Origin of the sequence: Streptomyces sp. NPDC020807 (genome assembly GCF_040641575.1) — a bacterium.
GTDB lineage: Bacteria > Actinomycetota > Actinomycetes > Streptomycetales > Streptomycetaceae > Streptomyces.
This window is the reverse complement of record NZ_JBFADU010000023.1, coordinates 15,884-40,054: the sequence shown is the minus strand read 5'-3', so window position 1 is coordinate 40,054 and position 24,171 is coordinate 15,884. Positions and strand designations below refer to the sequence as shown.

The 24,171-nt window shown below is 73.3% G+C and carries 24 protein-coding genes and 8 tRNA genes; 18 read left to right on the top strand and 14 right to left on the bottom strand.

Annotated features, from left to right (window positions below; all coding sequences use genetic code 11):
* Positions 1-133 precede the first annotated feature (133 nt).
* Both cobA and AB0G79_RS26685 read left to right on the top strand, forming a co-directional pair.
* The gene (gene cobA / locus AB0G79_RS26690) at positions 134-1,366 is read left to right on the top strand and encodes a uroporphyrinogen-III C-methyltransferase (RefSeq protein ID WP_360810665.1); all 1,233 of its coding nucleotides are present in this window, start codon (positions 134-136) and stop codon (positions 1,364-1,366) included.
* A gap of 85 nt (positions 1,367-1,451) precedes the next feature.
* Positions 1,452-2,270 (top strand): RNA methyltransferase, encoded by an 819-nt coding sequence (locus tag AB0G79_RS26685; RefSeq protein WP_360810663.1) that lies wholly within the window; start codon positions 1,452-1,454, stop codon positions 2,268-2,270.
* Positions 2,271-2,356: 86 nt separating this feature from the next.
* Here the strand turns inward: AB0G79_RS26685 and AB0G79_RS26680 are convergent, their stop codons facing one another.
* A complete protein-coding gene (locus tag AB0G79_RS26680) occupies positions 2,357-3,571 on the bottom strand; it encodes a serine/threonine-protein kinase (protein ID WP_360810661.1) in 1,215 nt (404 codons plus the stop codon).
* Positions 3,572-4,079: 508 nt separating this feature from the next.
* Between AB0G79_RS26680 and AB0G79_RS26675 the strand changes: the two genes are divergently transcribed.
* The 3 genes from AB0G79_RS26675 to AB0G79_RS26665 all read left to right on the top strand — a co-directional run bounded on the left by AB0G79_RS26675 (position 4,080) and on the right by AB0G79_RS26665 (position 5,733).
* Entirely contained in the window at positions 4,080-4,247 is a 168-nt protein-coding gene (locus tag AB0G79_RS26675) for a hypothetical protein (protein WP_360810659.1), read from the top strand.
* 153 nt (positions 4,248-4,400) lie between these two features.
* Positions 4,401-5,372, top strand: coding sequence for an aminoglycoside phosphotransferase family protein (locus AB0G79_RS26670; protein WP_360810657.1), 972 nt, complete (start codon positions 4,401-4,403; stop codon positions 5,370-5,372).
* 76 nt (positions 5,373-5,448) lie between these two features.
* Positions 5,449-5,733 (top strand): zf-TFIIB domain-containing protein, encoded by a 285-nt coding sequence (locus AB0G79_RS26665; RefSeq protein ID WP_360810656.1) that lies wholly within the window; start codon positions 5,449-5,451, stop codon positions 5,731-5,733.
* 49 nt (positions 5,734-5,782) lie between these two features.
* Here AB0G79_RS26665 and AB0G79_RS26660 read toward each other — a convergent pair.
* The 6 genes from AB0G79_RS26660 to AB0G79_RS26635 all read right to left on the bottom strand — a co-directional run bounded on the left by AB0G79_RS26660 (position 5,783) and on the right by AB0G79_RS26635 (position 6,374).
* Positions 5,783-5,857, bottom strand: a tRNA-Val gene (locus tag AB0G79_RS26660).
* A 38-nt stretch (positions 5,858-5,895) separates the two neighbouring features.
* Positions 5,896-5,967: transfer RNA gene (locus tag AB0G79_RS26655), tRNA-Val, on the bottom strand.
* Between the two features lie 38 nt (positions 5,968-6,005).
* Positions 6,006-6,077: transfer RNA gene (locus tag AB0G79_RS26650), tRNA-Val, on the bottom strand.
* Between the two features lie 34 nt (positions 6,078-6,111).
* A tRNA-Val gene (locus tag AB0G79_RS26645) sits at positions 6,112-6,183 on the bottom strand.
* A 1-nt stretch (position 6,184) separates the two neighbouring features.
* Positions 6,185-6,258, bottom strand: a tRNA-Cys gene (locus AB0G79_RS26640).
* 43 nt (positions 6,259-6,301) lie between these two features.
* Positions 6,302-6,374, bottom strand: a tRNA-Gly gene (locus AB0G79_RS26635).
* A 232-nt stretch (positions 6,375-6,606) separates the two neighbouring features.
* Between AB0G79_RS26635 and AB0G79_RS26630 the strand changes: the two genes are divergently transcribed.
* The 3 genes from AB0G79_RS26630 to AB0G79_RS26620 are packed head-to-tail and all read left to right on the top strand — an operon-like array spanning position 6,607 to position 9,393.
* Positions 6,607-7,674 carry a chorismate-binding protein gene (locus AB0G79_RS26630; RefSeq protein WP_360810654.1) on the top strand — a complete coding sequence of 356 codons (1,068 nt, stop codon included), beginning with the start codon at positions 6,607-6,609 and terminating at the stop codon, positions 7,672-7,674.
* Positions 7,671-8,495 (top strand): aminodeoxychorismate lyase, encoded by an 825-nt coding sequence (locus tag AB0G79_RS26625; RefSeq protein WP_360810652.1) that lies wholly within the window; start codon positions 7,671-7,673, stop codon positions 8,493-8,495. The genes AB0G79_RS26630 and AB0G79_RS26625 overlap by 4 nt, the downstream gene beginning before the upstream one ends.
* 58 nt (positions 8,496-8,553) lie before the next feature.
* Positions 8,554-9,393 carry a GNAT family N-acetyltransferase gene (locus AB0G79_RS26620; RefSeq protein WP_360810650.1) on the top strand — a complete coding sequence of 280 codons (840 nt, stop codon included), beginning with the start codon at positions 8,554-8,556 and terminating at the stop codon, positions 9,391-9,393.
* A gap of 58 nt (positions 9,394-9,451) precedes the next feature.
* Here the strand turns inward: AB0G79_RS26620 and AB0G79_RS26615 are convergent, their stop codons facing one another.
* Positions 9,452-9,967, bottom strand: a complete 516-nt coding sequence (locus AB0G79_RS26615; protein ID WP_360810648.1) for a DsbA family protein — start codon at positions 9,965-9,967, stop codon at positions 9,452-9,454.
* Positions 9,968-10,116: 149 nt separating this feature from the next.
* On the opposite strand from AB0G79_RS26615, the gene AB0G79_RS26610 reads away from it, so the two are divergent.
* Positions 10,117-10,533: a hypothetical protein gene (locus AB0G79_RS26610; RefSeq protein WP_360810646.1), complete on the top strand. Its 417-nt coding sequence runs from the start codon at positions 10,117-10,119 to the stop codon at positions 10,531-10,533.
* Positions 10,534-10,643: 110 nt separating this feature from the next.
* The gene (locus AB0G79_RS26605; RefSeq protein WP_360810644.1) at positions 10,644-10,808 is read left to right on the top strand and encodes a hypothetical protein; all 165 of its coding nucleotides are present in this window, start codon (positions 10,644-10,646) and stop codon (positions 10,806-10,808) included.
* Between the two features lie 34 nt (positions 10,809-10,842).
* Here AB0G79_RS26605 and AB0G79_RS26600 read toward each other — a convergent pair whose 3' ends face one another.
* Together AB0G79_RS26600 and AB0G79_RS26595 are read right to left on the bottom strand one after the other, a co-directional pair.
* Entirely contained in the window at positions 10,843-11,400 is a 558-nt protein-coding gene (locus AB0G79_RS26600) for a CGNR zinc finger domain-containing protein (RefSeq protein ID WP_360810642.1), read from the bottom strand.
* Between the two features lie 191 nt (positions 11,401-11,591).
* On the bottom strand, positions 11,592-12,005 hold the full coding sequence (locus AB0G79_RS26595) for an SsgA family sporulation/cell division regulator (RefSeq protein WP_015032345.1): 414 nt from the start codon (positions 12,003-12,005) through the stop codon (positions 11,592-11,594).
* 189 nt (positions 12,006-12,194) lie between these two features.
* On the opposite strand from AB0G79_RS26595, the gene AB0G79_RS26590 reads away from it, so the two are divergent.
* A complete protein-coding gene (locus tag AB0G79_RS26590) occupies positions 12,195-12,617 on the top strand; it encodes a TIGR02611 family protein (RefSeq protein WP_360810640.1) in 423 nt (140 codons plus the stop codon).
* Positions 12,618-12,682: 65 nt separating this feature from the next.
* Positions 12,683-12,757: transfer RNA gene (locus AB0G79_RS26585), tRNA-Val, on the top strand.
* Positions 12,758-12,815: 58 nt separating this feature from the next.
* Here the strand turns inward: AB0G79_RS26585 and AB0G79_RS26580 are convergent.
* Complete coding sequence (locus tag AB0G79_RS26580) at positions 12,816-15,320, bottom strand: hypothetical protein (protein WP_360810638.1); 2,505 nt, start codon at positions 15,318-15,320, stop codon at positions 12,816-12,818.
* A gap of 81 nt (positions 15,321-15,401) precedes the next feature.
* Here AB0G79_RS26580 and AB0G79_RS26575 point away from each other — a divergent pair, with 81 nt between their 5' ends.
* Both AB0G79_RS26575 and AB0G79_RS26570 read left to right on the top strand, forming a co-directional pair.
* A complete protein-coding gene (locus AB0G79_RS26575) occupies positions 15,402-15,848 on the top strand; it encodes an SRPBCC family protein (protein WP_360810636.1) in 447 nt (148 codons plus the stop codon).
* A 39-nt stretch (positions 15,849-15,887) separates the two neighbouring features.
* Positions 15,888-15,959, top strand: a tRNA-Val gene (locus AB0G79_RS26570).
* Between the two features lie 100 nt (positions 15,960-16,059).
* On the opposite strand, the gene AB0G79_RS26565 is transcribed toward AB0G79_RS26570, so the two are convergent.
* Positions 16,060-16,788, bottom strand: coding sequence for a 3'-5' exonuclease (locus AB0G79_RS26565; protein ID WP_360810634.1), 729 nt, complete (start codon positions 16,786-16,788; stop codon positions 16,060-16,062).
* A gap of 120 nt (positions 16,789-16,908) precedes the next feature.
* Here AB0G79_RS26565 and AB0G79_RS26560 point away from each other — a divergent pair, with 120 nt between their 5' ends.
* The 3 genes from AB0G79_RS26560 to thrS all read left to right on the top strand — a co-directional run bounded on the left by AB0G79_RS26560 (position 16,909) and on the right by thrS (position 20,934).
* Positions 16,909-17,475: a DUF4365 domain-containing protein gene (locus AB0G79_RS26560; protein ID WP_360810632.1), complete on the top strand. Its 567-nt coding sequence runs from the start codon at positions 16,909-16,911 to the stop codon at positions 17,473-17,475.
* On the top strand, positions 17,475-18,794 hold the full coding sequence (locus AB0G79_RS26555) for a hypothetical protein (RefSeq protein WP_360810630.1): 1,320 nt from the start codon (positions 17,475-17,477) through the stop codon (positions 18,792-18,794). The genes AB0G79_RS26560 and AB0G79_RS26555 overlap by 1 nt, the downstream gene beginning before the upstream one ends.
* Positions 18,795-18,957: 163 nt before the next feature.
* Positions 18,958-20,934, top strand: coding sequence for a threonine--tRNA ligase (gene thrS, locus AB0G79_RS26550; RefSeq protein WP_360810628.1), 1,977 nt, complete (start codon positions 18,958-18,960; stop codon positions 20,932-20,934).
* Positions 20,935-20,949: 15 nt separating this feature from the next.
* Here thrS and AB0G79_RS26545 read toward each other — a convergent pair whose 3' ends face one another.
* Positions 20,950-21,660, bottom strand: coding sequence for an ion channel (locus AB0G79_RS26545; protein WP_360810626.1), 711 nt, complete (start codon positions 21,658-21,660; stop codon positions 20,950-20,952).
* 65 nt (positions 21,661-21,725) lie between these two features.
* On the opposite strand from AB0G79_RS26545, the gene AB0G79_RS26540 reads away from it, so the two are divergent.
* Positions 21,726-22,289 carry an HIT domain-containing protein gene (locus AB0G79_RS26540; RefSeq protein WP_360810624.1) on the top strand — a complete coding sequence of 188 codons (564 nt, stop codon included), beginning with the start codon at positions 21,726-21,728 and terminating at the stop codon, positions 22,287-22,289.
* A gap of 37 nt (positions 22,290-22,326) precedes the next feature.
* Here AB0G79_RS26540 and AB0G79_RS26535 read toward each other — a convergent pair whose 3' ends face one another.
* Positions 22,327-23,982 carry a hypothetical protein gene (locus tag AB0G79_RS26535; RefSeq protein ID WP_360810622.1) on the bottom strand — a complete coding sequence of 552 codons (1,656 nt, stop codon included), beginning with the start codon at positions 23,980-23,982 and terminating at the stop codon, positions 22,327-22,329.
* Positions 23,983-24,171: the final 189 nt, after the last annotated feature.

Sequence of the window (24,171 nt, the reverse complement as noted above, 5' to 3'; positions counted from 1 at the left end):
GGGGAGATCCGTCACAGAGTGGCGGCTCCCCGCCACGGATATCGTGGGCACCGGGCCCTCCCGCCCACCCCTTCAGCCGCTTCACCGCAGCAGCGGCCCGCACACGCACCGCCCTCCGAGGAGCCGCTCACCCATGGCCGAGCCCGCCGAGCACCCCGCATACCCCGTCGGACTGCGCCTCGCCGGCCGCCGCGTCGTCGTTCTCGGCGGCGGCCAGGTCGCCCAGCGGCGCCTCCCCGCACTGATCGCCGCGGGCGCCGACATCACGCTCGTCTCGCCGTCGGCGACCCCCTCCGTGGACGTCATGGCCGAGACCGGCGAGATCACCTGGATCAAGCGGCGGTACGAGGAAGGCGACCTCGCCGACGCCTGGTACGCCCTGGTCGCGACCACCGACCCGGCCGCCAACGCCGCAGCCTCCGCCGAGGCCGAGCGCGGCCGCGTCTGGTGCGTGCGCGCCGACGACGCCGAGGCCGCAACCGCCTGGACCCCGGCCACCGGCCGCGACGCGGGCGTCACCGTCGCCGTCCTCACCGGCCACGACCCCCGCCGCTCCGCCGCCGTGCGCGACGCGATCGTCGAGGGCCTGCGCGACGGCTCCATCGCCGCGCCCGCGCACCGCTCCCGTACCCCCTTCGTCGCCCTCGTCGGCGGCGGCCCCGGCGACCCCGACCTCATCACCGTCCGCGGCCGGCGGCTGCTCGCCGAGGCGGACGTCGTCATCGCCGACCGGCTCGGCCCCCGCGACCTCCTCGACGAGCTGCCGCCGCACGTCGAGGTGATCGACGCGGCCAAGATCCCCTACGGCCGGTTCATGGCCCAGGAGGCCATCAACAACGCGCTCGTCGAGCACGCCAAGGCGGGCAAGTCCGTCGTCCGGCTCAAGGGCGGCGACCCGTTCGTCTTCGGCCGCGGCATGGAGGAGGCCCAGGCGCTCGCCGCCGAGGGCATAGCCTGCACGGTCGTCCCGGGCATCTCCAGCTCCATCTCGGTCCCCGGCGCGGCCGGCATCCCGGTCACCCACCGCGGCGTCGCCCACGAGTTCACCGTGGTCAGCGGCCACGTCGCCCCCGACGACCCGCGTTCCCTCGTCGACTGGGCCTCGCTCGCCAAGCTCACCGGCACCCTCGTCATCCTCATGGGCGTCGACAAGATCGGGAAGATCGCCGAGACGCTCGTCGCCCACGGCAAGTCGCCCGACACCCCGCTCGCCCTGGTCCAGGAGGGCACGACCGCCGCCCAGCGGCGCGTCGACGCCACCCTCGCGACCGTCGCCGAGACCGTGAAGGCCCAGGAGGTCCGCCCTCCGGCCGTCATCGTCATCGGCGACGTCGTCACCGAGGGCCCCGACAAGCTGGTGAAGTAGCGGGGGACTCCGCACCGCACGGCGTACGGCGCCGCACACCGCCCCGCACATTGGCACGACACCCCGGACAAGGCAGTATCACCCCGTGGCCGAACTCATCACGATCGACGACCCCGACGACCCGCGCCTGCGCGACTACATCGGCCTGACCGATGTCGAGCTCCGGCGCCGACGCGAGCCCGCCGAGGGCCTGTTCATCGCCGAGGGCGAGAAGGTCATCCGCCGGGCCAGGCAGGCCGGGTACGAGATGCGGTCGATGCTGCTCTCCGCCAAGTGGGTCGACGTCATGCGCGACGTCATCGACGAGGTCCCGGCACCGGTGTACGCCGTCCAGCCGGACCTCGCCGAACGCGTCACCGGCTACCACGTGCACCGCGGCGCCCTCGCCTCCATGCAGCGCAAGCCGCTCCCCGACGCCACGGAGCTCCTCGCGGGCGCCCGGCGGGTGGTCGTCATGGAGTCGGTCAACGACCACACCAACATCGGCGCCATCTTCCGCAGCGCCGCCGCCCTGGGCATGGACGCCGTCCTGCTCTCCCCGGACTGCGCCGACCCGCTGTACCGGCGCTCGGTCAAGGTCTCGATGGGCGCGGTCTTCTCCGTGCCGTACGCCCGCCTCGACAGCTGGCCCCGGGGCCTGGAAGCCGTACGGGAGGCCGGGTTCAAGCTCCTCGCGCTCACCCCGGCCGAGAAGGCGACCTCCATCGACGAGGCCGCCCCGCACCGCCTGGAGCGGGTGGCGCTGATGCTCGGCGCGGAGGGCGAGGGCCTGTCCACCCAGGCGCTGCGCGCGGCCGACGAATGGGTCCGCATCCCGATGGCCCACGGCGTCGACTCGCTCAACGTCGGCGCGGCGGCGGCCGTCGCCTTCTACGCGGTGGCGACGGGCCGTCCGGAGTCCTGACCCGGCCTGACCCGTCCCGGCCCGCCCCGTCCCGGCCTTGATCCGGCCCGACGACGTGGCCTGATCCCCCGGGGGATCAGGCCGGCTCAGCCCTGCAGGGCCTGCGCGGCGGCGATCCCCAGGGCCACCACCAGCGTCACCACGACGAAGACGAAGAGCCGCTGCCGCAGCAGCCGCGGATTGGCCGGGCGGCGCCCCGTCGACGTCGTCCGGGCACCCGGACGCGTCCCCGGGCGCGACTGCCCGGCACGCGAGCCTCCCGTCCGCGGGTCGCCGGTGCGCGAGCCGCCCGTCCGCGGACCCGCCGAGGGCCGCGAGGACGGGCCGGGGCCGCGCTTCGCCCCCCGCTGCTCGCGGTCCGCGTCCCGCTCGGACCCGTGCCCGCGCGTGTCGCGCTCCGTGTACCGCTCGGTCGGCCGTGCGGTGTTCCGCTCCTCGGCCCGCTCGCGCTGCACCGGCGGACGCGAGACCGGCAGTCCCTGCGCCTCGCGTGCCGCGATCTCCTTCAGCCGCATCGACAGCTGGAGCGTGCTGGGACGTTCCTCCGGGTCCTTCGCCAGACAGGCCCTGATCAGCGGGGCGAGGGCGTCGGGGACACCGTGCAGCTGCGGCTCCTCGTGCACCACCCGGTAGAGCATGACCTCGGAACTGCCGTGCCCGAAGGGGGAGTCGGCCATCGAGGCGTACGCGAGGGTGGCACCGAGCGAGAAGACGTCCGTGGCCGGGGTGACGGCAGCGCCCCGCACCTGCTCGGGCGCGAGGAAGCCGGGCGAGCCGACGGCCGTGCCCACGTGCGTGAGGGTGCTGGCCCCGGTCGCCCACGCGATGCCGAAGTCGATGATCCGGGGGCCCTTGGGGGAGAGCAGGATGTTCGAGGGCTTCAGGTCGCGGTGGACCACGCCGGCCTCGTGGACGGCGACGAGCCCCTCCGAGAGCGCGGCCCCGATCGCGGCCACGTCCGCGGCGCGCAGCCCGCCCTCCTCGGCGACCCGGTCGTGCAGGGAGGGCCCCGGCACGTACTGGGTGGCGAACCAGGGGCGGTCGGCCTCCAGGTCGGCGGCGACCAGCCGTGCCGTGCAGCCGCCGCGGATCCGCCGGGCCGCCGACACCTCGCGGGCGAAACGCGAGCGGAACTCCTGGTCCTCGGCCAGGTCCGGCCGGATCACCTTGAGCGCCACGCGCTGCCCGCGCCGGTCGGACCCGAGGTACACGACACCCATACCGCCGGCTCCCAGCCTGCGGTGGAGCCGGAACGACCCGACGATCCGCGGATCCTCGCGCCGGAGCCGCATCATCGCCATGTCCGTCCCCTCGTCCGTTCGACGTGGCACAGCTTACGTAGTGGCGCCCGGACGCGCTCATAGGCCGCGCCCTCTCGCCGGGATCGATTGTCAGTGCTGAGGGGGACGGGCGACAGCCGTCCGGACGCATCGTCCACCCCTCAACCTCCCTTGTCCGTCCATCACTTGACCCGGGAGTGCGGAAACCCGGCCGGCCGGCGGCCGTCCGCCGGGGGCGGCCGGGGGAGCGGAGGCGGGGGCTCCACCGGACGACGTGAGCCATGTCACTCCCCGTGACCCGTCGGCGCCCCCCTGTCCCCTGGGGGAAGACCCCCAGTTCCGGACCGTCGTCTCCACCCAGGGGAGTACGCCGCCCGGGCGGGCGTCATCCTCCTGGAGGCCCGAAAGCCGGTACGCGGGCATGACGCCCCGGCCCCGCCCGCTCCCTACTGTTGTTCTCAGCGGTGGGTGCGGCACTCGTCCCCCGAGGTCACGCACCCACCGCGCCAGACCGGACAGGAGAGGAACCATGGCGTACACGGCACCGCGGTCGACCAGCAGCCCCTCGGGCCGACGTCACCCCCTGGTGGCCACGGCCATGGTCCTCCCTCTCGCGGCCCTGCTCGTCGTCGTCTTCGGCGGCTGGGACGCGGTGGTCACCCAGGCGTCGTCCGTGGGCGTGATGTTGGGGCGCTGACAGCGCCCGCACCCGGGAGAGCGGCCCGGGTCGGGGACATCGGTCCCGTTCAACCCCGTGGGGACGGGGGTGTGGCGGACGGCAGCGTGAGGCCGGTCAGCTGGGGAGCTGACCGGCCTTCGCGCGTCCAGGCCCGCCGCGTACGCTCCCGACGTGGACCCCGCACCCCGGACGCCCCCCGACTCCCTCGCCCGCCTCGCCGCCGTCGCGCGGGCCGCGGCCCACCGCCCCGGCGCGCCCTGCCACTGCGCGAGCGCCCAGATCGGCGTGCTCGCCGACCGGGACGACGGCACGGTCGTACGTCACGGGTCCCTCGTCGCCAAGGCCCATGCCCCCGGCACCGACCCCGAGGCGCACCGCGCCCGCCTGGCCCTGGCCGCCCACCCCGACGTCCACGGCGTCCTCCTGCCGCCCGTGCCGCTCCCGCCGGGCGGCGCCGCCGGGGCCGGCGCGCTCGACGGACGGCCCGTCACCGTCTGGCCGTACGGGCCGCCCGTCGACCCAGAGGACCCGGACGCGGCCCCCTGGGAGGAGGCGGCCCGCCTCCTCGCCCGGCTGCACCGCACCCCGCCCCCGCCCGGCCTCGCCGCGCGCCTCCCCGGCATGCGGGCCCCGCTCAAGGTGACCCTCGCCGTGGACCGGATGCGCCGGACCGCGCCCGGCCATCCGGCCGCGGCGACCGTGCTGCGCGCCTGGCGGACGGTCCCCGACGCGGGCGCCGACACGACGGGCCGGCGGCTGCTCTGCCACGGCGACTTCCACCTGGGCCAACTGGTCCGCGCCCCGCGACCGGTGGGCGCCCCGGCGGGGGAGTGCCCCTGGCGCCTCATCGACGTCGACGACCTCGGCCTCGGCGACCCGGCCTGGGATCTCGCCCGCCCCGCCGCCTGGTTCGCCGCGGGCATCCTGCCGCCGGAGGTGTGGACCCGCTTCCTCGGCGCGTACGAGGCGGCGGACGGCCCCGCCGTCGGTGCCGACCCATGGGCCCGACTCGACGTCCCCGCCCGGTCCCTGACGGTCCAGACGGCGGCGCTCGCCCTCGCCAAGTCCGCGGCCGAGCGTCGGCCGCTCGACGAGGTCGAGGAGGTGATGATCGACACGTGCGCGCGGATCGCCGCAGCCTGAACCGACCGGGCCCGCAAGGCGTCCACGTACAGTGAAGCCACCATTCGAACGGCGAAGTCAGGGAGTTGAGCCGAGCATGCAGTGTCCCAAGTGTCATGCGGCCATGCACACGTACAACCGCAACGGTGTCCAGATCGAGCAGTGCAGCGGCTGCCGCGGCATATTCCTGGACTTCGGCGAGCTGGAGGCCCTGACCCGCCTGGAGTCCCAGTGGGCCCAGCAGGCCCCGCCGCCGCCCGCGCCGCCGGCCGCCTACCCGGCCCAGCCCGCCTGGGGCGCCCCGCAGCACGGCGGTCACCACGGCGGCCACGGCGGTCACTACCGCCAGCGCGGCTTCGGCCGGATGCTCTTCTCCTCCTGAGCCCCCGAGCACGAAGAAGCCCCCGGCCGAGGCCGGGGGCTCCTTGATGTGGTGCGCGATACTGGGATTGAACCAGTGACCTCTTCCGTGTCAGGGAAGCGCTCTCCCGCTGAGCTAATCGCGCGGGATGTGCACGCGCACCCGAAGGTGACGCGTACTGCGTGCGCGATACTGGGATTGAACCAGTGACCTCTTCCGTGTCAGGGAAGCGCTCTCCCGCTGAGCTAATCGCGCGGGGTCCACACGTCGTGACCGACGTGCTCCGTACTGTGTGCGCGATACTGGGATTGAACCAGTGACCTCTTCCGTGTCAGGGAAGCGCTCTCCCGCTGAGCTAATCGCGCGGGTGATCCGAAGATCAAGGACCCGAAGATCCAGTGGACGATACTGGGATTGAACCAGTGACCTCTTCCGTGTCAGGGAAGCGCTCTCCCGCTGAGCTAATCGTCCTTGGAGGTGGAGACGGGATTTGAACCCGTGTAGACGGCTTTGCAGGCCGTTGCCTCGCCTCTCGGCCACTCCACCAGGAGTGTTGCAACACAGGGGTTCGGGAAGATCCCCCACATCGAGCGGACGACGAGATTCGAACTCGCGACCCTCACCTTGGCAAGGTGATGCTCTACCAACTGAGCCACGTCCGCTTGTCGTTTCCGTTTCGCTTGCGCGTCCCGGCGACGTGTTGAACTCTAGCGGATTCCTGGGCCAGTACAAAAACGCGTTTCCGCAGCGTGCTGACCTGCGAGGCGATCAGGGCGCCCGGCGGGCCGTCGCGGAGGGTTCGCGTGGCGTTCACTCGCCGTGGTCTCCCTCGGGCCGCAAGCCCCCGCCCGTTCGAGCCGGAGGTCCCGGCCCCGGCCGACCTAGACTCGATGCGTGCACGACTTTGCTCCTCTGGCCCGCTTCGGCGGCCTCGTCGCGACCGACCTCCGGGACGTCACCCACGACCCCGAGGCACTGGACTCCTCCGGCTTCTGGGCCGTCTGCGCGGACTTCGAGGGCCGCCTGACCTGCGCGCGCTTCGGCGACGTGCGTCGGGACCCGGTCCCCACGCCCGTGCCGGGCGCCTGGCGCGGACCCGCCGCCGGTGACTGGACGTCCTCCCTCGACCGCACCGCGTACACCGCGGGCGTACGGCGCGTGCGCGAGCACATCGCGCGCGGCGAGGTCTACCAGGCGAACCTCTGCCGGGTCATGAGCGCGCCGCTGCCGGACCTCGCGGGCGCCGACGTCGACGCCCTCACCGCGCTCCTCGCCCGGGGCAACCCCGCCCCCTACGCCGGAACGATCCGGCTGCCCGCCCACGGCGTGGAGATCGCCACCGCCTCCCCCGAGCTCTACCTCCGCCGCGAGGGCGCCCTCATCTCCTCGGGACCCATCAAGGGGACCGGCCGCACCGCGGCCGACCTCCTTCCCAAGGACCACGCCGAGAACGTGATGATCGTCGACCTGGTCCGCAACGACCTCGGCCGCGTCAGCGAGACCGGCACGGTCGCCGTCCCCGGCCTCTGCGAGATCGAGGAGCACCCCGGCCTCGTCCACCTCGTCTCCACCGTCACCGGCCTCCTGCGCGAGGACGCAGGCTGGCCCGAGCTGCTCGCCGCCACCTTCCCTCCCGGCTCCGTCACCGGCGCGCCCAAGTCCAGCGCCCTGCGGATCATCGAGGCCCTGGAGACGGCCCCCCGCGGCCCGTACTGCGGCGGCATCGGCTGGGTCGACGCCGACGCGGACACCGCGCAGCTCGCGGTCGGCATACGCACCTTCTGGATCGATCGTCCCGAGGGCGTCCTCCGCTTCGGCACCGGCGCCGGCATCACCTGGGGCTCGGACCCCGAGCGCGAATGGGAGGAGACCGAGCTGAAGGCGGCCCGCCTGGTCGCGATAGCGTCGGGAACCTACGAGTCAGGCGCCCACGAGGCGAGCGGAAAGGCCATCTCTCGATGAAAATCTGGGTCAACGGCGGGCTGCACGACGCGGAGGCCGCCCGGGTCTCCGTCCTGGACCACGGGCTGACCGTCGGCGACGGCATCTTCGAGACGGTCAAGGCGGAGCGTGGAGAAACGTTTGCTCTCACCGCCCACCTGGAGCGCCTCACCCGCTCCGCCCGCGGCCTCGGCCTGCCGGACCCGGACCTCGACGAGGTCCGCCGCGCCTGCGCCGCCGTCCTGGACGCCAACCCGATGGAACTCGGCCGGCTGAGGATCACGTACACCGGCGGACTCTCCCCGCTCGGTTCGGAGCGCGGCGACGCCGGGACGAGCCTCGTCGTCGGCCTCGGCGAGACGAGCCGCCGCGCCGACTCCACCGCCGTGATCACCGTGCCCTGGACCCGCAACGAGCGCGGCGCGCTGACGGGACTGAAGACCACCTCGTACGCGGAGAACGTCGTCGCCCTCGCCAGGGCGCACGCCGCCGGGGCCAGCGAGGCGCTCTTCGGGAACACGGTGGGGCAGCTGTGCGAGGGCACCGGCTCCAACGTCTTCGTCGTGCTCGACGGCCGCGTCCACACCCCGCCCGTCGCCTCCGGCTGCCTGGCGGGCATCACCCGCGCCCTCGCGGTCGAGTGGACCGGCGCCGAGGAGACCGACCTCCCGCTCGACGTCCTGGAGACCGCCGACGAGGTCTTCCTGACCTCGACCCTCCGCGACATCCAGGGCGTGCACCGGGTCGACGGCCGCGAGCTCGCCGCCCCCGGACCGGTCACCGCCAAGGCCATGCGGATCTTCGACGAGCGCGCGGCGCAGGACCGGGATCCGCGCGTCTGACGCACCGGACGCGGAAAACCGGATGACGGACGGGTCGCCGATGGGTAGAACCACCCTGATGACCACCACCCTGCGGCCGGCCGAGCCGCTTCAGCAGACGCCCGACGGCGGCCGTTCCCGTGCCTACGACGTGTGCGTGAACAGCCGCCGCGTCGGCTCCGTCCGCCTTTCGACCGATCCCGGCTTCGGAGCCGCCTCCGGCGTGATCGAGGGACTCGGAATCGACGAGCGCGACCGGCGACGGGGCCGCGGCACCGTCGCCGCGCTCGCCTCCGAGGAGGTACTGCGCGGCTGGGGCTGCGCCGAGGTGCAGATATCGGTGCCCGCGGACGCCGAGGCGGCGCTGCGCATGGCCGTGGCGCTCGGCTACACCGAGCGCAGTCGGAACATGGTGAAGGAGCTCGGCGCCGAACCGCCCGCCCTGCCCGGGGGCGCCGAGGTACGGCCCATGACCGAGGCCGAGTTCACGGTCTGGGACGAGCGGGCCAAGGCGCTGTACGCGCAGAGCTGGATCGACCGCGGCGTCCCCGAGGACCAGGCCAGGGCCAAGGCCGAGGACAGCCACCGCCGGTACCTCCCGCAGGGTCTGGCCAGCCCCGGCGTCGCCATCCACGTGATCGTCGAGGACGGCGAGGTCGCCGGCCACGTCTGGACCGGACGCATCGAGCTCGAACCGGGGCGGTGGGCCGCCTTCGTGTACGACATCGAGGTCGACGAGGCCCACCGCGGGCGCGGCCACGGCCGCACGCTCATGCTGCTCGCCGAGCGGGTCGCCCTGGAGGCCGGGGACGACCGGCTCGGCCTCCACGTCTTCGCGGGCAACACCCCGGCCATCCGGCTCTACGAGTCCCTCGGCTTCCGCACCACGTACGTCAACAGCGCCAAGACGCTGCTGTAGACGGACCGCACGCGGGGCGCGCGGGCTCTCGGCTCCGCGGCCTGCGGGGGCTTACGGCTCAGGCCTTCAGGAGGCTCTCGGCGATCTCCGTGATCCGCTCCCGCAGGCCCTCCTGGCTCTGGCCGCCGTCCAGACGCTCGCCGCCGATCACGTAGGTCGGGGTGCCGGTGACCTTGATCGCCTTGCCCTCGGCCTCGTCGGCGTCGACGGTCAGCAGGTGACGGCCGTCGATCAGGGCCGTGTCGATCTCCTCGGCGTCCAGGCCGAGCCCGGTCGCGACGTCGAGGAGGAGCTGCTCGCCCCCCTCGCCGAGCTCGTCGGTCCTGGCGAGGAGCGCCTCCACGTACGGCCAGCCCCGACCCTGCGCGAAGGCCTCCTCGGCGGCCTGGGCGGCGGCGTACGCGTGCTTGTGCTTCGCCAGCGGGAAGTGGCGCAGCTGTACGTCGAGCCGGTCGCCGAAGTGGTCGCGCAGCGCGCGGACGTCGTCGAGGGCCGCGAAGCAGTCGGGGCACTGGAGGTCGAACCAGGCCTCCAGGACGACGGGGGAGGCGGGTGCGGTGGTGGTGTCGCTCATGACAGCAGTCTCCCCTACCGGCACCCGCGGAGGAGATGCCGGTAGGGGAGACCCGGAGATCTCCCTGAGATGCGCCACGCGGCGTGGCCCCGGGCGTCCTCGGCGGTGCAGGATGGAAGGGACGTAACAGCCGGAACCAGGAGGATCGCATGCTGGCCGAGACCATCTGTTCCGCGGCCGCCGCGGCGGGCCTGGGCATCGCCGCCGTCGCGGCGTACCGGAAGCGCTACCTGTCCGCCGCCCGGATCGCGGCCTACGCGCTCGTGCCGCTCGGGCTCGTGATGACCGGCGCCGTGGAGTGGATCGCGGACACGGCCTTCAGCCCGGTGGCCTGGGCCGGCTTCGGCGTCCTCGGCGGCGCCTGGCTGCTCCTCTCGTCGACCCGGGCGATCGAGCGGCGCCGCGGCGGCCGGACGGACGGGGGCGGGGGAGCGGAGGCCGTCGGCAGAGCCGAGCGGGCGGCCGTGGCGCCCACCGCGTCCGCGCCCCGTGCCGCCGCCACCCCGAAGCCGGCTGCCGACGACTTCAGCGACATCGAGGCGATTCTGAAGAAGCACGGAATCTGACCGCTTCTGGCGCTTCTCGTTTCCGCACATCACGGGAAGGAGTGAACAGCCTTTACGGCGTGGCGTGTTGCGGGATTCTCCGGGGGAGTGTGCGTCATCATCCCCCCGAGATGCTCGATACCTCGCGGGAGTCCGCCCCCGCCGCCGATGCCCCCGCCGCCGAAGAGCCACGAGGCTGCCTGTACGCGCTCTCGCAGCCGCCGCTCATGATCTTCCTGGCGGTGATCGGCTGCCTGCTCCTCATGGCCGCCGTGCACGACCTGTTCCTGCTGTGACCGGGCGGCCGGCGGGCCGGCCCGAGGGCGCTCCTCAGCCCGTGGCTTCCTTGCGGCGCGCCCGGTAGGCCGCCACGTGCAGGCGGTTGCCGCAGGTGCGGCTGTCGCAGTAGCGGCGCGAGCGGTTGCGGGACAGGTCGACGAAGGCCCGGCCGCAGTCGGGTGCCTCGCAGCGCCGCAGCCGCTCCTGCTCGCCGGCCACGACGATGAAGGCGAGGGCCATGCCGCAGTCGGCGCCGAGGTGGTCGGCCGCCGAGGCGCCCGGTGCGAAGTAGTGCACGTGCAGGTCGTAACCGTCGTGGTCGGTGAGCTGCGGGGTGGTGCCCGCCGCCGCCACGAGCCGGTTGATCAGGGGGGCCGCGATCCGGGAGTCGGGGGCCGAGAAGATCGCCGCGAACTTCTCCCGTACCTCCCGCACGGCCTTCAGGTCGTCGGGCCCGAGCTCGCCCACGTCGCTGAACTTGTGGGTGCGCACGAAGGACCGCAGCGCGTCGAGGTCGGCGAGCCCGTCCGGGCGGTCGCCCTGGGGGGCGGTGTTCATCAGATCGACGACGATGTCGAGGGCGATCCGGGTGTCGTGGGGGATCAGCACGATTCGCTCCCTGGCCAGCCGCGGGCGGGCGCCCGCGGAACGGCGCTGACTCTAGCGCGGCCCGGAACGGGACAACGGCGCCCACCACCGCGCCGGCTGCGCGGTGGAGAGCGCCGTTGTCCTGGCTGGGTGGTCGCCCACGCGGCGCCGTCGCCCCGAGTCGGACGGCGCCGTGTGGCTCTCGGCCTGGCTCAGCTGTCCGCCAGGATGTGGGAGAGCTCCGTATCGAGGTCGAAGTGCCGGTGCTCGGTGCCCGGTGGCACGGCCGCGTCGGTCCGCTTCAGGAACGACTCCAGGGCCCTCGCCGGGGCCTCGAGCAGGGCTTCTCCCTCGGGGGAGCTCAGTGCGATGCAGACGACTCCCTGGCCGTGACTACGGGATGGCCAGACGCGGACGTCGCCCGTGCCGGTGGGCCGGTGCAGCCCCTCGGCGAGAAGGTCGCGGGCGAAGACCCATTCGACCGTCTCTTCGGCTCCGGTGTGGAAGGTGGCGTGCACGGCATACGGATCGGCCGTGTCATACCGCAGGCCCGCGGGTACAGGCAGTGAGGACTCGCTCGACACAACGAGGCGCAGGTGCAGCTCGCAGCTGACCGTGGTGTTCATAAGCGCCAGGGCCTTTCGCTCAGTGTGCGCTCGGGGATTCGCACGTCGGCGAAATCGACATGCCACCTCCGTGGCCGTTGTAAACCCCTCTGTCCGTTTTGTGATCGTCCAGGTAGCTCGAACGGCCGCGTGTGACCACGGGTAATACCGCCATACCAGTGGGGCCCCTGTGTCCGGTAGGTTGGGGTCATGCATGCGGAGAGTGACGAGCGCGCAGGGGACTCGGCGAGCGGCCAGGACGCCGAACTGGGATCCCGCGCGCCGCAGTTCATCAAGTCCCGACGGAGCCTGCACCTGAGCTGGCAGGTCGGTGTGTTCATCGTCGGACTCGCCGTGGTCGGCGCGGGCGTCGTGATGCTGCCGCTGCCCGGACCCGGCTGGCTGGTCATCTTCGCCGGCATGGCGATCTGGGCCACCGAGTTCGTCTGGGCGCAGCTGGTGCTGCGCTGGACCAAGCGGAAGGTCACCGAGGCCGCCCAGCGCGCCCTCGACCCCAAGGTCCGTCGCAGGAACATCATCCTCACCACCGTCGGCCTGGTGATCATCGGTGTCCTGCTCGGCGTCTACCTCTGGAAGTTCGGCCTCGTCATGCCGTGGAAGATCGACGAGTAGCGGACCGCGGGACCCCGCGATGGTTCGGAAGCCCCGCTGACATGGGGTAATGTTTGCGGTGCGCCGGGCGATTAGCTCAGTGGGAGAGCACTTCGTTCACACCGAAGGGGTCACTGGTTCGAACCCAGTATCGCCCACCACCCGGCCCGAAGGCCCGGAGACGAACACCGTCTCCGGGCCTTCGGCGTTCCCACCCCGTCACCGCATCCGGGCCAGCCGCTCCCGCAGCCTCCGGGCGTCCCGCAGCCGCTGCTCGTACGTGGCCCCCACCGCGAGCAGCAGCAGCCCGGCCACCGCCGGCGGCAGCCAGCGCGGCAGCGCGCCCACGACCTGCACCACGTACGGCGCCAGCTCGTGCAGCCCGTCCAGGGCCAGCGTCACGCCGCCGAGCACCAGGAGCGCCTGGAGCCGGAACCGCGCCCCGAGCAGCGTCACGACCAGCGCGGCCGCCCCCAGGAGGAGCGGGCGCACCCAGTCCGGGTCCGTCCAGGCCGCCACCAGGCTCGGCAGCAGCGTCGCGGCGAGGCCCGGGCCGTACGCCGTCCAGGACGAGGTCTCCGGGTCGCGGCGCCGCCGCAGGTACCCGACCACGAGCGCGGGCACCGTCACCGGCAGGCTGTACGCCTCCGGGGCCGACACCTCCGAGGCACCGAGCCGCACCCACGTCGCCAGCAGGAACAGGACCGCCGCCGTCCAGGAGGCGAACCGGCGTCGCTCGGGCCGCACCGCCGTCGCCGCCGCGATCACCCCGCCCAGGGCGAGCACCAGCGCAAGGAACTCCGGCCGGGCCTCCGTGAACCCCAGGGCGAGCAACCCCACCGACGCGCCGGTCACCTCGACCGCCAGGACCGCCGGGCCCCGGCGCACCCGGGCGCCGACGGCCGCCGTCGCCGCCGGGATCCCGAGCACGGCCAGGGCCGTCCACTGGTCCTCCAGCTCGGCGGCGGCCGCCGCCGCGAGGACGAGCCCGGTCGCCGCGAGCACCGCCAGGCAGCCAGAGGCCACCCTGCGCCCGCCCTCGCCGGCAACCGCGACGGCGGCGAGCAGGGCGAGGACCGCCCCGAGCACGGTGAACGTCGCCGCGCGGACGTCCAGGGAGAGCGCGAGCGCGCTCCCGGCGGACGCGAGCCCCACCGCGTACGCGCTCCACCCGAGCACCGTGCCCGGCTCCACGGCCTTCGCCGGAGCCGCCGGCGGCCGCGGACCCCAGGTGCCCGGCACGGGAGCCGCCGGGGCGGGAGCGGGCGCGGGCGCCTCGGGACGGGGCGGCAGGCCCCGGACCAGGACGCCGGGACGCACGGCCACCGCCATGGCGGCCGCCGTCGTGACCAGCTGCAGGGCGAGCGTCACCCCGTACGGCAGCTCCAGCGAGACCGGCAGCGCCGTCAGCAGCGCCCAGGCCAGCACGAGCGCGCCGCAGCGGGCCCGGAGCCGGGGAACGGCCGCGAGCGCGGCGGCGGCCACCAGGAGCACCAGGGCGGCCGTCCCCGGGAAGGACGCCAGGGCGCCGTCCGTGTGCTCGCCGGACCACACGGCCGTCGTCCGGGCCATAGGCCCGAGCAGCCCGGCGGCGACGGGCGGGAGCGCCCACACGACGCCGAGGCCCACGATCCCGGCACCCGCGACGCCCAGCCCGAGCCGCACCCCGCGCGGCGGCCACGCGCGACCGCCGGCCGCGTCCGTCCCGTCGTCGGCGGGGGAGGGGACCGCCTCCGGGGCTCCCGGCGCCGTCAGGTGCCACACGGCGGCCAGCGCGAGGCCGCAGAGCACGTAACCCGGGACCGCCCAGTCCGAGGGCACGGCCGCGCGGAGCAGGCCGCCGAGGGACGCCGTCGCCGCGAGACCCGCGAGGGCCCCGGCCGGAACCGCGAGCGCGGGCCGGCGCCAGGCCGCGTACAGGACCAGCGCCGCGCCCGTCAGGAGGAGCGGCGCACCGCGCCACGGGGCGACCAGCGAGAGCCAGCCGCCGGTCACCAGCGCCCAGCCGCCCAGCGTCACCGCGCCGACGACCGCCGTGACCCGGACCGCCGCCGGGCGGGCCCACAGCGCCACCGCCACGTCCCCGGCCGCCGTCACCAGCGCCGCCCAGGCGAACGCGGTCGGCCCGCCGTCCGCCGCCAGCACGCCCAGCGGCAACGGCAGCTGGGCCGCGACCACGGCCGCCGGCAGCGGGATCCGCAGCCGGGACAGCGCGGAGCCGTACGCCGTCCACGCGCCCGCGAGGACCGCCGAGGCCACCGCCGTGTACCCGAGCCCGCCCGTCCCCTCCAGCGCCGCCCGGTGGAGCGCGTACGCGTCGAGCACCATCAGCACCAGACCCAGCGCCGCCACCGACTCGCCCGTCGAGACCAGGCCCTTGCGCAGCAGCGCCACCGGCACCGCGAGCGCCGCCGAGGTCACCACGGACAGCACCGCCGCACGACCGCCGATGCCCATCGAGCCCCAGCTGACCAGGGTGAAGGCGATCGCCGCGATCGTCAGCAGCGTCCCGCCGAGCGTCAGCAGCACGTTCTGCGCGCTCCGCGGGGTCGAGTCGGCCGGCGCGGGGCCGGGACCGTACGGCGCGGCCACCGGCACCGGCGGGTACAGCGCCCGGACCAGCCAGGCCCGTCGTGCCAGCAACTGGGTGCGGCGCGCGTCGAGTTGCGCCAGCTCGCGGTCGACGAGCACCAGCTCTTCGGCGGGCGGCAGGGAAGTGTCCATACCGGGAGTGTGGCCCCGGCCACACGCGGCGGGAATGCGTCGTCGTACTCAGATCCGGGACTGAGTACGCACACTGGGGACATGGACTGGTGCCGCTACCGATTCCGCAGCGTCTGGCGGCTCGCCGCGCCGCCCGACACCGTCTACGCCGTCCTCGCCCGCCCCGAGGAGTACCCCCGCTGGTGGCCCCAGGTCCGCGAGGTCCGCCCCCTCGACGACTCCACCGGCACCGCCCGCTTCCGCTCCCTCCTTCCGTACGACCTCGTCGTCACCGCCCGCGCCCTGCGCCGCGATCCGGCGGCGAGGGTCCTGGAGATCGGCCTCGAAGGCGACCTGGAGGGCCGGGGCCGCTGGACCCTCGTCCCGGAAGGGGGCGGCACCCGCGCCGTGTACGAGCAGGAGGTCGTGGTCCACGCCCGGCTCCTGCGCCTCCTCGCCGTGCCCGGACGGCCGGTCTTCCGCGCCAACCACGCCCTGATGATGCGCGGCGGGAGGAGGGGGCTCGCCGCCCACCTGCGATCGGTTTGAAGGAACGGCGGGAAGGCCTGTATGGTTCAACCCGTTCCCGGGCGATTAGCTCAGCGGGAGAGCACTTCGTTCACACCGAAGGGGTCACTGGTTCGATCCCAGTATCGCCCACCGGGAAAGGCCGGTCCGTCGAAAGACGGACCGGCCTTTGTCCTGCTGCCGACGCACACGCCGCCGAGGCTCACGCCGCCGACGCACATGCCGCCGAGGCTCACGCCGCCGTCCGCAGCTCCGGCCGCAGCGGCCACGACGGATCCACCGTCTCCGGCGTCCCCTGCCGCGTGAACCAGGCCTGGAGGCCGCGCGCCTGCGCCGCGTGCCACACCGCCTGGAGCGTGTGCAGCTCCCCGGGCGTCAACCGCTCCAGACGGGACGAGAAGCGCCGCGCCACCGCCCGGACGACCTCCATCGCCGCCGTCGCGTCCGCCGCCGCGTCGTGTGCCCCCGCCAGCTCCACCTCGTAGTGCGCGCACAGGTCCGTCAGCGTCCGGCGGCCCTTGCGGTACCGGTCGAGGTGCTTGTCCAGGACCCGCGGGTCGAGCACGCACAGCGGCGAAGCCGCCAGGTACGTCCCCAGGGAGGACGCCCGGTGCCGCCGCAACTCCCGGTCCAGGAGCGTCAGGTCGAACGGCGCGTTCATCACCACCAGCGGCCGCCCCGACGCCGTCTGCTCGGCGAGCGCCCGCGCCACCTCCTCCATCACCGGCGCCGGCCACCGGCCGTTGCGCTGGAGGTGATCGTCCGTCAGGCCGTGGATCGCGGTCGCGCCCTCCGGCACCGGTATGCCCGGGTTGACCAGCCAGCGCGTCACCCGCGGCCGCGCCCCGGCCGCGTCCTGCACGACGAGGGCGGCCGACACGATCCGGTCCTCCTCGACGTCAACTCCCGTGGTCTCCGTGTCGAAAGCGGCCAGGGGCCCTTCGTACCAGTGCGTCGTCATCCCCGAACTCCTCGCGCGCCGACGGCAGATGGCCAACCCCCCTGCCGAGACGGTGATACCCGCACTGTTTGCGCCGTACGCGGACCGGTCACAACACCAGGGACGGGGAAGGACACTCACATGGCGCTCGCCCAGCCCGAGTCGGGAGGGCTGCCGCCTCAGCGGGCAGCTTCGACGCGCGGCTCACTCGCCACCACCGCCTGCATGGAGACCCTCCAGGTGGGCTACCTCCACGCGGTCGCCGCGGCGGCCGGCTGCTCGTTGTCCCAGCCCTTTCCGGACAACGGCATCGACTGGCACGTCAGCCACGGCTCTCCGGCCCACACCGTGGACGACGAGGTGACCATCAAGGTGCAGCTCAAGTGCACCTACCAGATACCGCCGCGCCCGCCGGGCGACGCGTTCTCGTTCACGCTCGACAACGACCACCTGGTGAAGCTCGCCCGGACCCCCGTGTCCGTGCACAAGATCCTCGTGGTGATGCTCGTCCCGAGGTCGCCCGAGGACTGGCTGCGGGCCGGGCACGACCGGCTCGACCTGCGGCACTGCTGCTACTGGATCAACCTGGCCGGCCACCCGGTCACGGGACGCCGCCGGACCACCGTCCGCGTTCCGACGGCACGGATCTTCGACGACCGGGCGCTCTGCGAGATCATGACGCGGGTCGGCGTGGGAGGGAGACCTTGATGCACCGACCGACCGACGACCCGACCGACGGCCCCTTCGACGGATCCGACGGCCCCTTCGACGGCTCGGGTGGCGGACACGGAGCCAGGCCCGGAAGCGGGCCCGGCCACGGCTCCGTGCCGCCGCCCTACCGGCCCCACCCCACGCCGGGCGACACCCCCGACCCGGGGCGCGTCGACCCGCGCGTCCTCGGCGCCCTGCTCGCCCGCCACGGCTGGCGGCGCCGGGGCGGCGCGGCCGGCCGCTACACCCGCTGGACCCCGCCCGCCTCCTCCGGCACCGGCGGGACGAGCCTCCTCGTACCCGAGAGCCGTGCCTTCCCGGACTGCGAGGACCTGCTCGGCGAGGCGCTCGCCGCCCTCGCCCACAGCGGTACGCCCTCCGCCCGCGAGGTCCTCACCGGCCTCACCGTCCCCAGCGACGAGATCCGCTGGTGGCGCGACGTCCCGACGGGACCGTCCGGCACCGTCCCGTGGGCCGTGGGGGAACAGCTCGCCTCGGCGGCCCGGCAGCTCCTGCTCGCCGGGGCCCTCGCCGTGCGCGGCCGCGCCGGCTACCACGGGTCCCGGCACCGCCGCTCCGCCCGGGGGCTCCTGGAGGCGGCGGTCGTCGGCACGGCCTCCGGCGGCCGCGGCCTGACCGCCTTCCTGCCCGTCGACCCCGGCCGCCCCGTCGCCGTCCTGCTCTACCACGCCCTGTACGCGGCCCGGGAGGCCACCGACTACCAGCGGGCCACCGGCGGCACGGAGGCCTTCGACGCCGCCGTCCGGGCAGGTGTCAGCCGCGAGCTCACCGAAGCACTCGTCGCCCTGGTCCGGGGCACCGAGGGCGCCCGGATCGCGCTCGAATGGGCCCCGGCCGCCGGTACCCCCGAGGGCTGCGCCGCCCGGCCCGAGCCCGTCGAGTTCTCGCCGGGCGACCTGCCCGCCCTGCGCGAGGCGAGCGCCCGCTACCTGACGGACGAGCCCTCCGTACCGGTGCGGATCACCGGGACCGTGGTGCGGATGCGCCGCTCCGGGCCGCGCGGGGACGGCACCGTACGGCTCCGGGTGCTCGGCGGCGCGGAGGTCCCGCACGTCCGCGTCACCCTCGACGAGGAGGCGTACCGCACGGCCGTCCACGCCCACCTCGTCGGGCTCCCGATCCGGCTCGTGGGCCGCCTGCAGAGCCGGGGCGGCTTCCGGCGGCTGACCGACGCCTCCGACGTCGTCCCCGTGCAGGTGGACGAGGCGGAGCGGGACCGGCTCATGAAGTGGATCCACGGGAACGCCGAGGAGATCGACTTCTTCGAGGAGGGCCGCGGGCCGGACGAGGACTGACCGGGGGCGTACGGCGGAGGCGGGGGCCGGAGGCGGGGAAACCGTTTCGCGGGCGGACCCGACCGGTCGGTAAGATCGGCGGCGACGCGGCACCTCGTCTCTGCCGCGCGTCATCGGCACCGGCACCTCGTGTCTGCCCGTGCCCCAAAGGAAGAAGAACACCGTGTCCGAAGTCCGTGTGACCGTCCAGTCCGGCTCCGAAGCAGAGGAGAGGGCGGTGAGCGCGGGCACCACCGCCGGTGCCCTCTTCGCCGACGACCGCACCGTCATCGCCGCCCGCGTCGGCGGCGAGCTGAAGGACCTCTCGTACGAGCTCGCCGAAGGCGACGTCGTCGAGGGCGTCGAGATCTCCTCCCCGGACGGCCTCGACATCCTGCGCCACTCCACCGCGCACGTCATGGCCCAGGCCGTGCAGGAGCTCTTCCCCGAGGCCAAGCTGGGCATCGGCCCGCCGGTCCGGGACGGCTTCTACTACGACTTCGACGTCGAGAAGCCCTTCACTCCCGAGGACCTCAAGGTCATCGAGAAGAAGATGCAGGAGATCCAGAAGCGCGGCCAGCGCTTCGCCCGCCGCGTGGTGACCGACGAGGCCGCCCGCGAGGAGCTCGCCGACGAGCCGTACAAGCTGGAGCTCATCGGCATCAAGGGCGCCGCGTCCACCGACGACGGCGCGGACGTCGAGGTGGGCGGCGCCGAGCTGACCATCTACGACAACCTCGACGCCAAGACCGGCGAGCTGTGCTGGAAGGACCTCTGCCGCGGTCCCCACCTGCCGACCACCCGGAACATCCCGGCGTTCAAGCTCATGCGCAACGCGGCCGCCTACTGGCGCGGCAGCGAGAAGAACCCGATGCTCCAGCGCATCTACGGCACCGCGTGGCCGTCGAAGGACGAGCTCAAGGCCCACCTCGACTTCCTCGCCGAGGCCGAGAAGCGCGACCACCGCAAGCTCGGCAACGAGCTCGACCTCTTCTCCATCCCGGACGAGATCGGCTCCGGCCTCGCGGTCTTCCACCCCAAGGGCGGCATCATCCGCCGGGTCATGGAGGACTACTCGCGCAAGCGCCACGAGGAGGAGGGCTACGAGTTCGTCTACTCGCCGCACGCCACCAAGGGCGCCCTCTTCGAGAAGAGCGGCCACCTCGACTGGTACGCGGAGGGCATGTACCCCCCCATGCAGCTCGACGGTGGTACCGACTACTACCTCAAGCCCATGAACTGCCCGATGCACAACCTGATCTTCGATGCCCGCGGGCGCTCCTACCGTGAGCTGCCCCTGCGGTTCTTCGAGTTCGGCACCGTGTACCGGTACGAGAAGTCCGGCGTCGTCCACGGTCTGACCCGCGCCCGTGGCTTCACCCAGGACGACGCGCACATCTACTGCACCCGCGAGCAGATGGCGGAGGAGCTCGACAAGACCCTCACCTTCGTCCTCAACCTGCTCCGTGACTACGGTCTGACCGACTTCTACCTGGAGCTGTCCACCAAGGACCCGGAGAAGTTCGTCGGCTCGGACGAGGTCTGGGAGGAGGCCACCGCCGTCCTCCAGCAGGTCGCCGAGAAGCAGGGCCTCCCGCTCACCCCCGACCCGGGCGGCGCCGCGTTCTACGGCCCGAAGATCTCGGTGCAGGCGCGCGACGCCATCGGCCGCACCTGGCAGATGTCGACCGTGCAGCTCGACTTCAACCTGCCGGAGCGCTTCGACCTGGAGTACACCGCCCCGGACGGCACCAAGCAGCGCCCGGTCATGATCCACCGCGCGCTGTTCGGCTCCATCGAGCGGTTCTTCGCGGTGCTCCTGGAGCACTACGCGGGCGCCATGCCTCCGTGGCTGGCCCCGGTCCAGGCGGTCGGCATCCCGATCGGCGACTCGCACGTCGAGTACCTGCAGGAGTTCGCGGCCGACGCGAAGAAGCTGGGCCTGCGGGTCGACGTGGACGCGTCCTCGGACCGGATGCAGAAGAAGATCCGCACCCAGCAGAAGCTGAAGGTGCCGTTCATGATCATCGTCGGCGACGACGACATGGCGGCCGGCACCGTCTCCTTCCGCTACCGCGACGGTTCGCAGGAGAACGGCATCGCCCGCGACGAGGCGCTGGCGAAGCTCGTCGACGTCGTGGAGCGCCGAGTCCAGGTCTGACCGGCGTACGCGTGATCAGGCCCCCGGGGAATCCTCCGGGGGCCTCTTCGCGTCCCCGGGCGCCCCTTCCTTCTCGTCCTCCCTGGTGAACGCCTGGATCAGCCAGGAAGAGAAGGAACCCGTCACCGCGCCGAGCAGCGCCAGGCCGCAGGCCATCAGGCCCACCGCCACCAGGCGGCCGATCGGGGTCACCGGAGCCACGTCCCCGTACCCGACGGTCGCCAGCGTGGCGCAGGTCCACCACACCGAGTCGCCGAAGGTGAGGATCGTGGCGCCGGGAGCGTCCACCTCCTGCTGGTAGACCGCGAGCGCCCCGGCGAACCCGAGGAGCGTGACCGTGAGGCCGGCGTAGACCATCACGCGCGCGTACAGGCTGAGCCGGGGCTGGTCGCGGCGGCGCTGGACCCGGTCGGCGATGGCGACCATCCGCACCGGCCGGAGCAGTGGCATGGCCACGACCACCGTGTCCAGGAGGTGGGTCCGGAGGAAGCGGAGCGGGCCGAGGCCGCTGAGGCGGAGCCGTACCAGGTAGTCCACGACGAAGAGGGACCAGGAGGCGATGGTCATGGCGAGGCACAGGTCCAGCCAGGCCTGGGGGAGGTTGCCGCGGCCGAGGACCCGGATCGCGTACCCCGCCAGATAGACGAGGGAGGCCACGGCGAGCGGGTTCTCCATGCGATGGTCCCAGCGTTCCAGGCGGGGCGGTTTCGGTGGCCTGTCGTTCATCGGATCAGCATGGCGGCTGGAGTGATCTTCCGCCCCGACGACACGTTCCGAACGGACGACGCAATATGCTGCTCGGCATGACGACTGAGCCGGAGCAGCAGATCGGGGTCGGGACGCCGGACGCGTTCCAGCGACTGTGGACGCCTCACCGGATGGCGTACATCCAGGGCGAGAACAAGCCGACCGGGCCGGGGGCCGACGACGGCTGTCCGTTCTGCTCGATCCCGGCGAAGTCGGACGAGGACGGCCTGGTGATCGCCCGCGGCGAGAGCGTGTACGCGGTGCTCAACCTGTACCCGTACAACGGCGGACACCTGATGGTCGTCCCGTACCGGCACGTCGCGGACTACACGGACCTGGACGCGGCGGAGACGGTGGAGCTCGCGGACTTCACCAAGCGGGCGATGGTCGCGCTGCGGACCGCCTCCGGGGCGCACGGCTTCAACATCGGCATGAACCAGGGCGCCGTCGCGGGTGCCGGGATCGCCGCGCACCTGCACCAGCACGTGGTGCCGCGCTGGGGCGGCGACACCAACTTCATGCCGGTCGTCGGGCACACGAAGGTGCTGCCGCAGCTCCTGGCCGACACACGGAAGATGCTGGCCGACGCCTGGCCGGCCGGCATCTGATCCGTACGCCTCCGACCACGGCGGCCCCGGCCGGCGTCTACGCCTCGTAGACGTCGGCCTTCCTCGGTGCGGTGTCCTGGATCAGGCCGCTGACGACCACCGAGCGGGTGGTGAAGCGCTCCGTGTCCACGTTGTGCTCGTCGAGCATCGCGATCGTCGCCGCCTGGACCGCGCGGACGACCGGGGTCGCCATGCGGATCGCGTCGTCGGCCATGAAGCGGTTCTTCCACGGCGGGCCGGCCCAGACGTGCCGGAGGCCGAAGGGCTCGGGGAGGGCGATCTTGCCGCCGAGGTAGTCGAGGACGGGCGGGTACCAGGTGAGCGGGGCGCGCACGGCGAGCCGTACGACGTCGTCCGTCTCCAGCAGGGGCTGCTGGATCTCCCTGGTCTCCCAGAAGCGGACGGACTTGGAGACCTCCTTGGTCTTGGCCTTCGGCTTGTCGCCGAAGGGGCCGACCAGGGGGCCGAGGGCGTGGCCGGTGACCTCGACGCGCAGCGTGTGGTGGAGCGAGGTCACGGTCACGAGCATGGTGAGGACGAGGTTGCCCTGCCAGAGCGTGAACTGCACGCCGAGGTAGTGGCGGTTGCCCTCGTCGAACTGCTGCTCGTTGCAGATGCGCTGTATCTCGTGCGGCTTGACCTGGTAGTGGACGACGTTGTCGCCCTCGGGGCGCGCCACCTCGTCGGCGCCTTCGCCGACCGGCGAGACGACCCAGTGCTTGACGGTCGGCTTGGGGAAGCCGGACTTGAGGGAGCCGCGGTCGAGCAGCGTGAGCTGCTCGTGGATCTTCCGTATGACGTCCCAGGCGCGGAAGTCGTGGATCTCCAGGCCGGGCTTGGCGACCAGGTTCTCGGCGAGGGTCCAGCTGCCCCACCGCGTGCCGAGGCCGAGGATGCCCTTCGTGCCGGCGTAGAAGACGACGTTGGACTGCTGCTCGGCGGAGAGCTTCTCCAGGTTGACCCGGAGCTCCTCCGCCGCCTTGTCGCTCGGGTCCTGGGGGGCGGACTTGGGGACGTGGGGGCCGATGCCCCCGCCGCCGAGCAGGCCGGCCCAGCGCTCGCGGAGGTCGACGGCGGAGCTGAGGCAGATCCGCTGGGCGAGGAACCAGCCCACGACGGGCGCGACGATCATCGCGCGGATGTAGTTGGGCAGGAGGCCGTCGAACGGCAGCCGGACGACTGCGATGGCGGCGAGGAGCCCGGCCGCGATCAGGACGGTGGTGCCGATGGCGCTGTTGCGCTTGTTCTCGGAGCCCGCGACGGCCCGGCGGAGCTGGATGACGGCGAGCCAGAGGAGCAGACCGGGCAGGAAGAGGACACCGCAGAAGAAGGTGACGAGGGTGAGCTTGATGTCCCGCTGCCTGCGGATGTGCGTGGCGGCGAGGCAGTGCTCGACGACCGGCTGGGGGTCGGCGCCGAAGGACTGGATGAGGGGCTTGCGGGCGCCGCCGAGGGCGCGCACCTGGACGGCGCGCGAGAACGCCTCGCCGAGGTCGGGGCGGAAGAACCGCCACTTCCCTTCCTTGACCGCCGTCTTGTAGTGCTCGTTGTCCGCCTTCGTGATGTCGGTGACAGGGCTGTCCCGGTACGCCATCGAGGCGAGGGAGTTCGTCGCTCCCGTGCCACCGCCGGAGCCCTGGACGGGGATCTGTGCCCCGGGTCCGAAACCGCTGATCGCCACTGCCGCCCCCATCGCGCGCGAGTACCTGTGCGGGCTGTTTCCCAACTGCCGTGCCCCGCACACCTTCTGAGCTGGGCACCACAGCGTAACCGGGTGGCGCCCGATGCGTCACCGGCTGTGGACAACCCGGCCGAATGCCGCCCGGCGCGCGGGGCGCACGCCCGTCTCGCGCCCGGTTCCGCGCGGGGCCGCCCCCCGCCG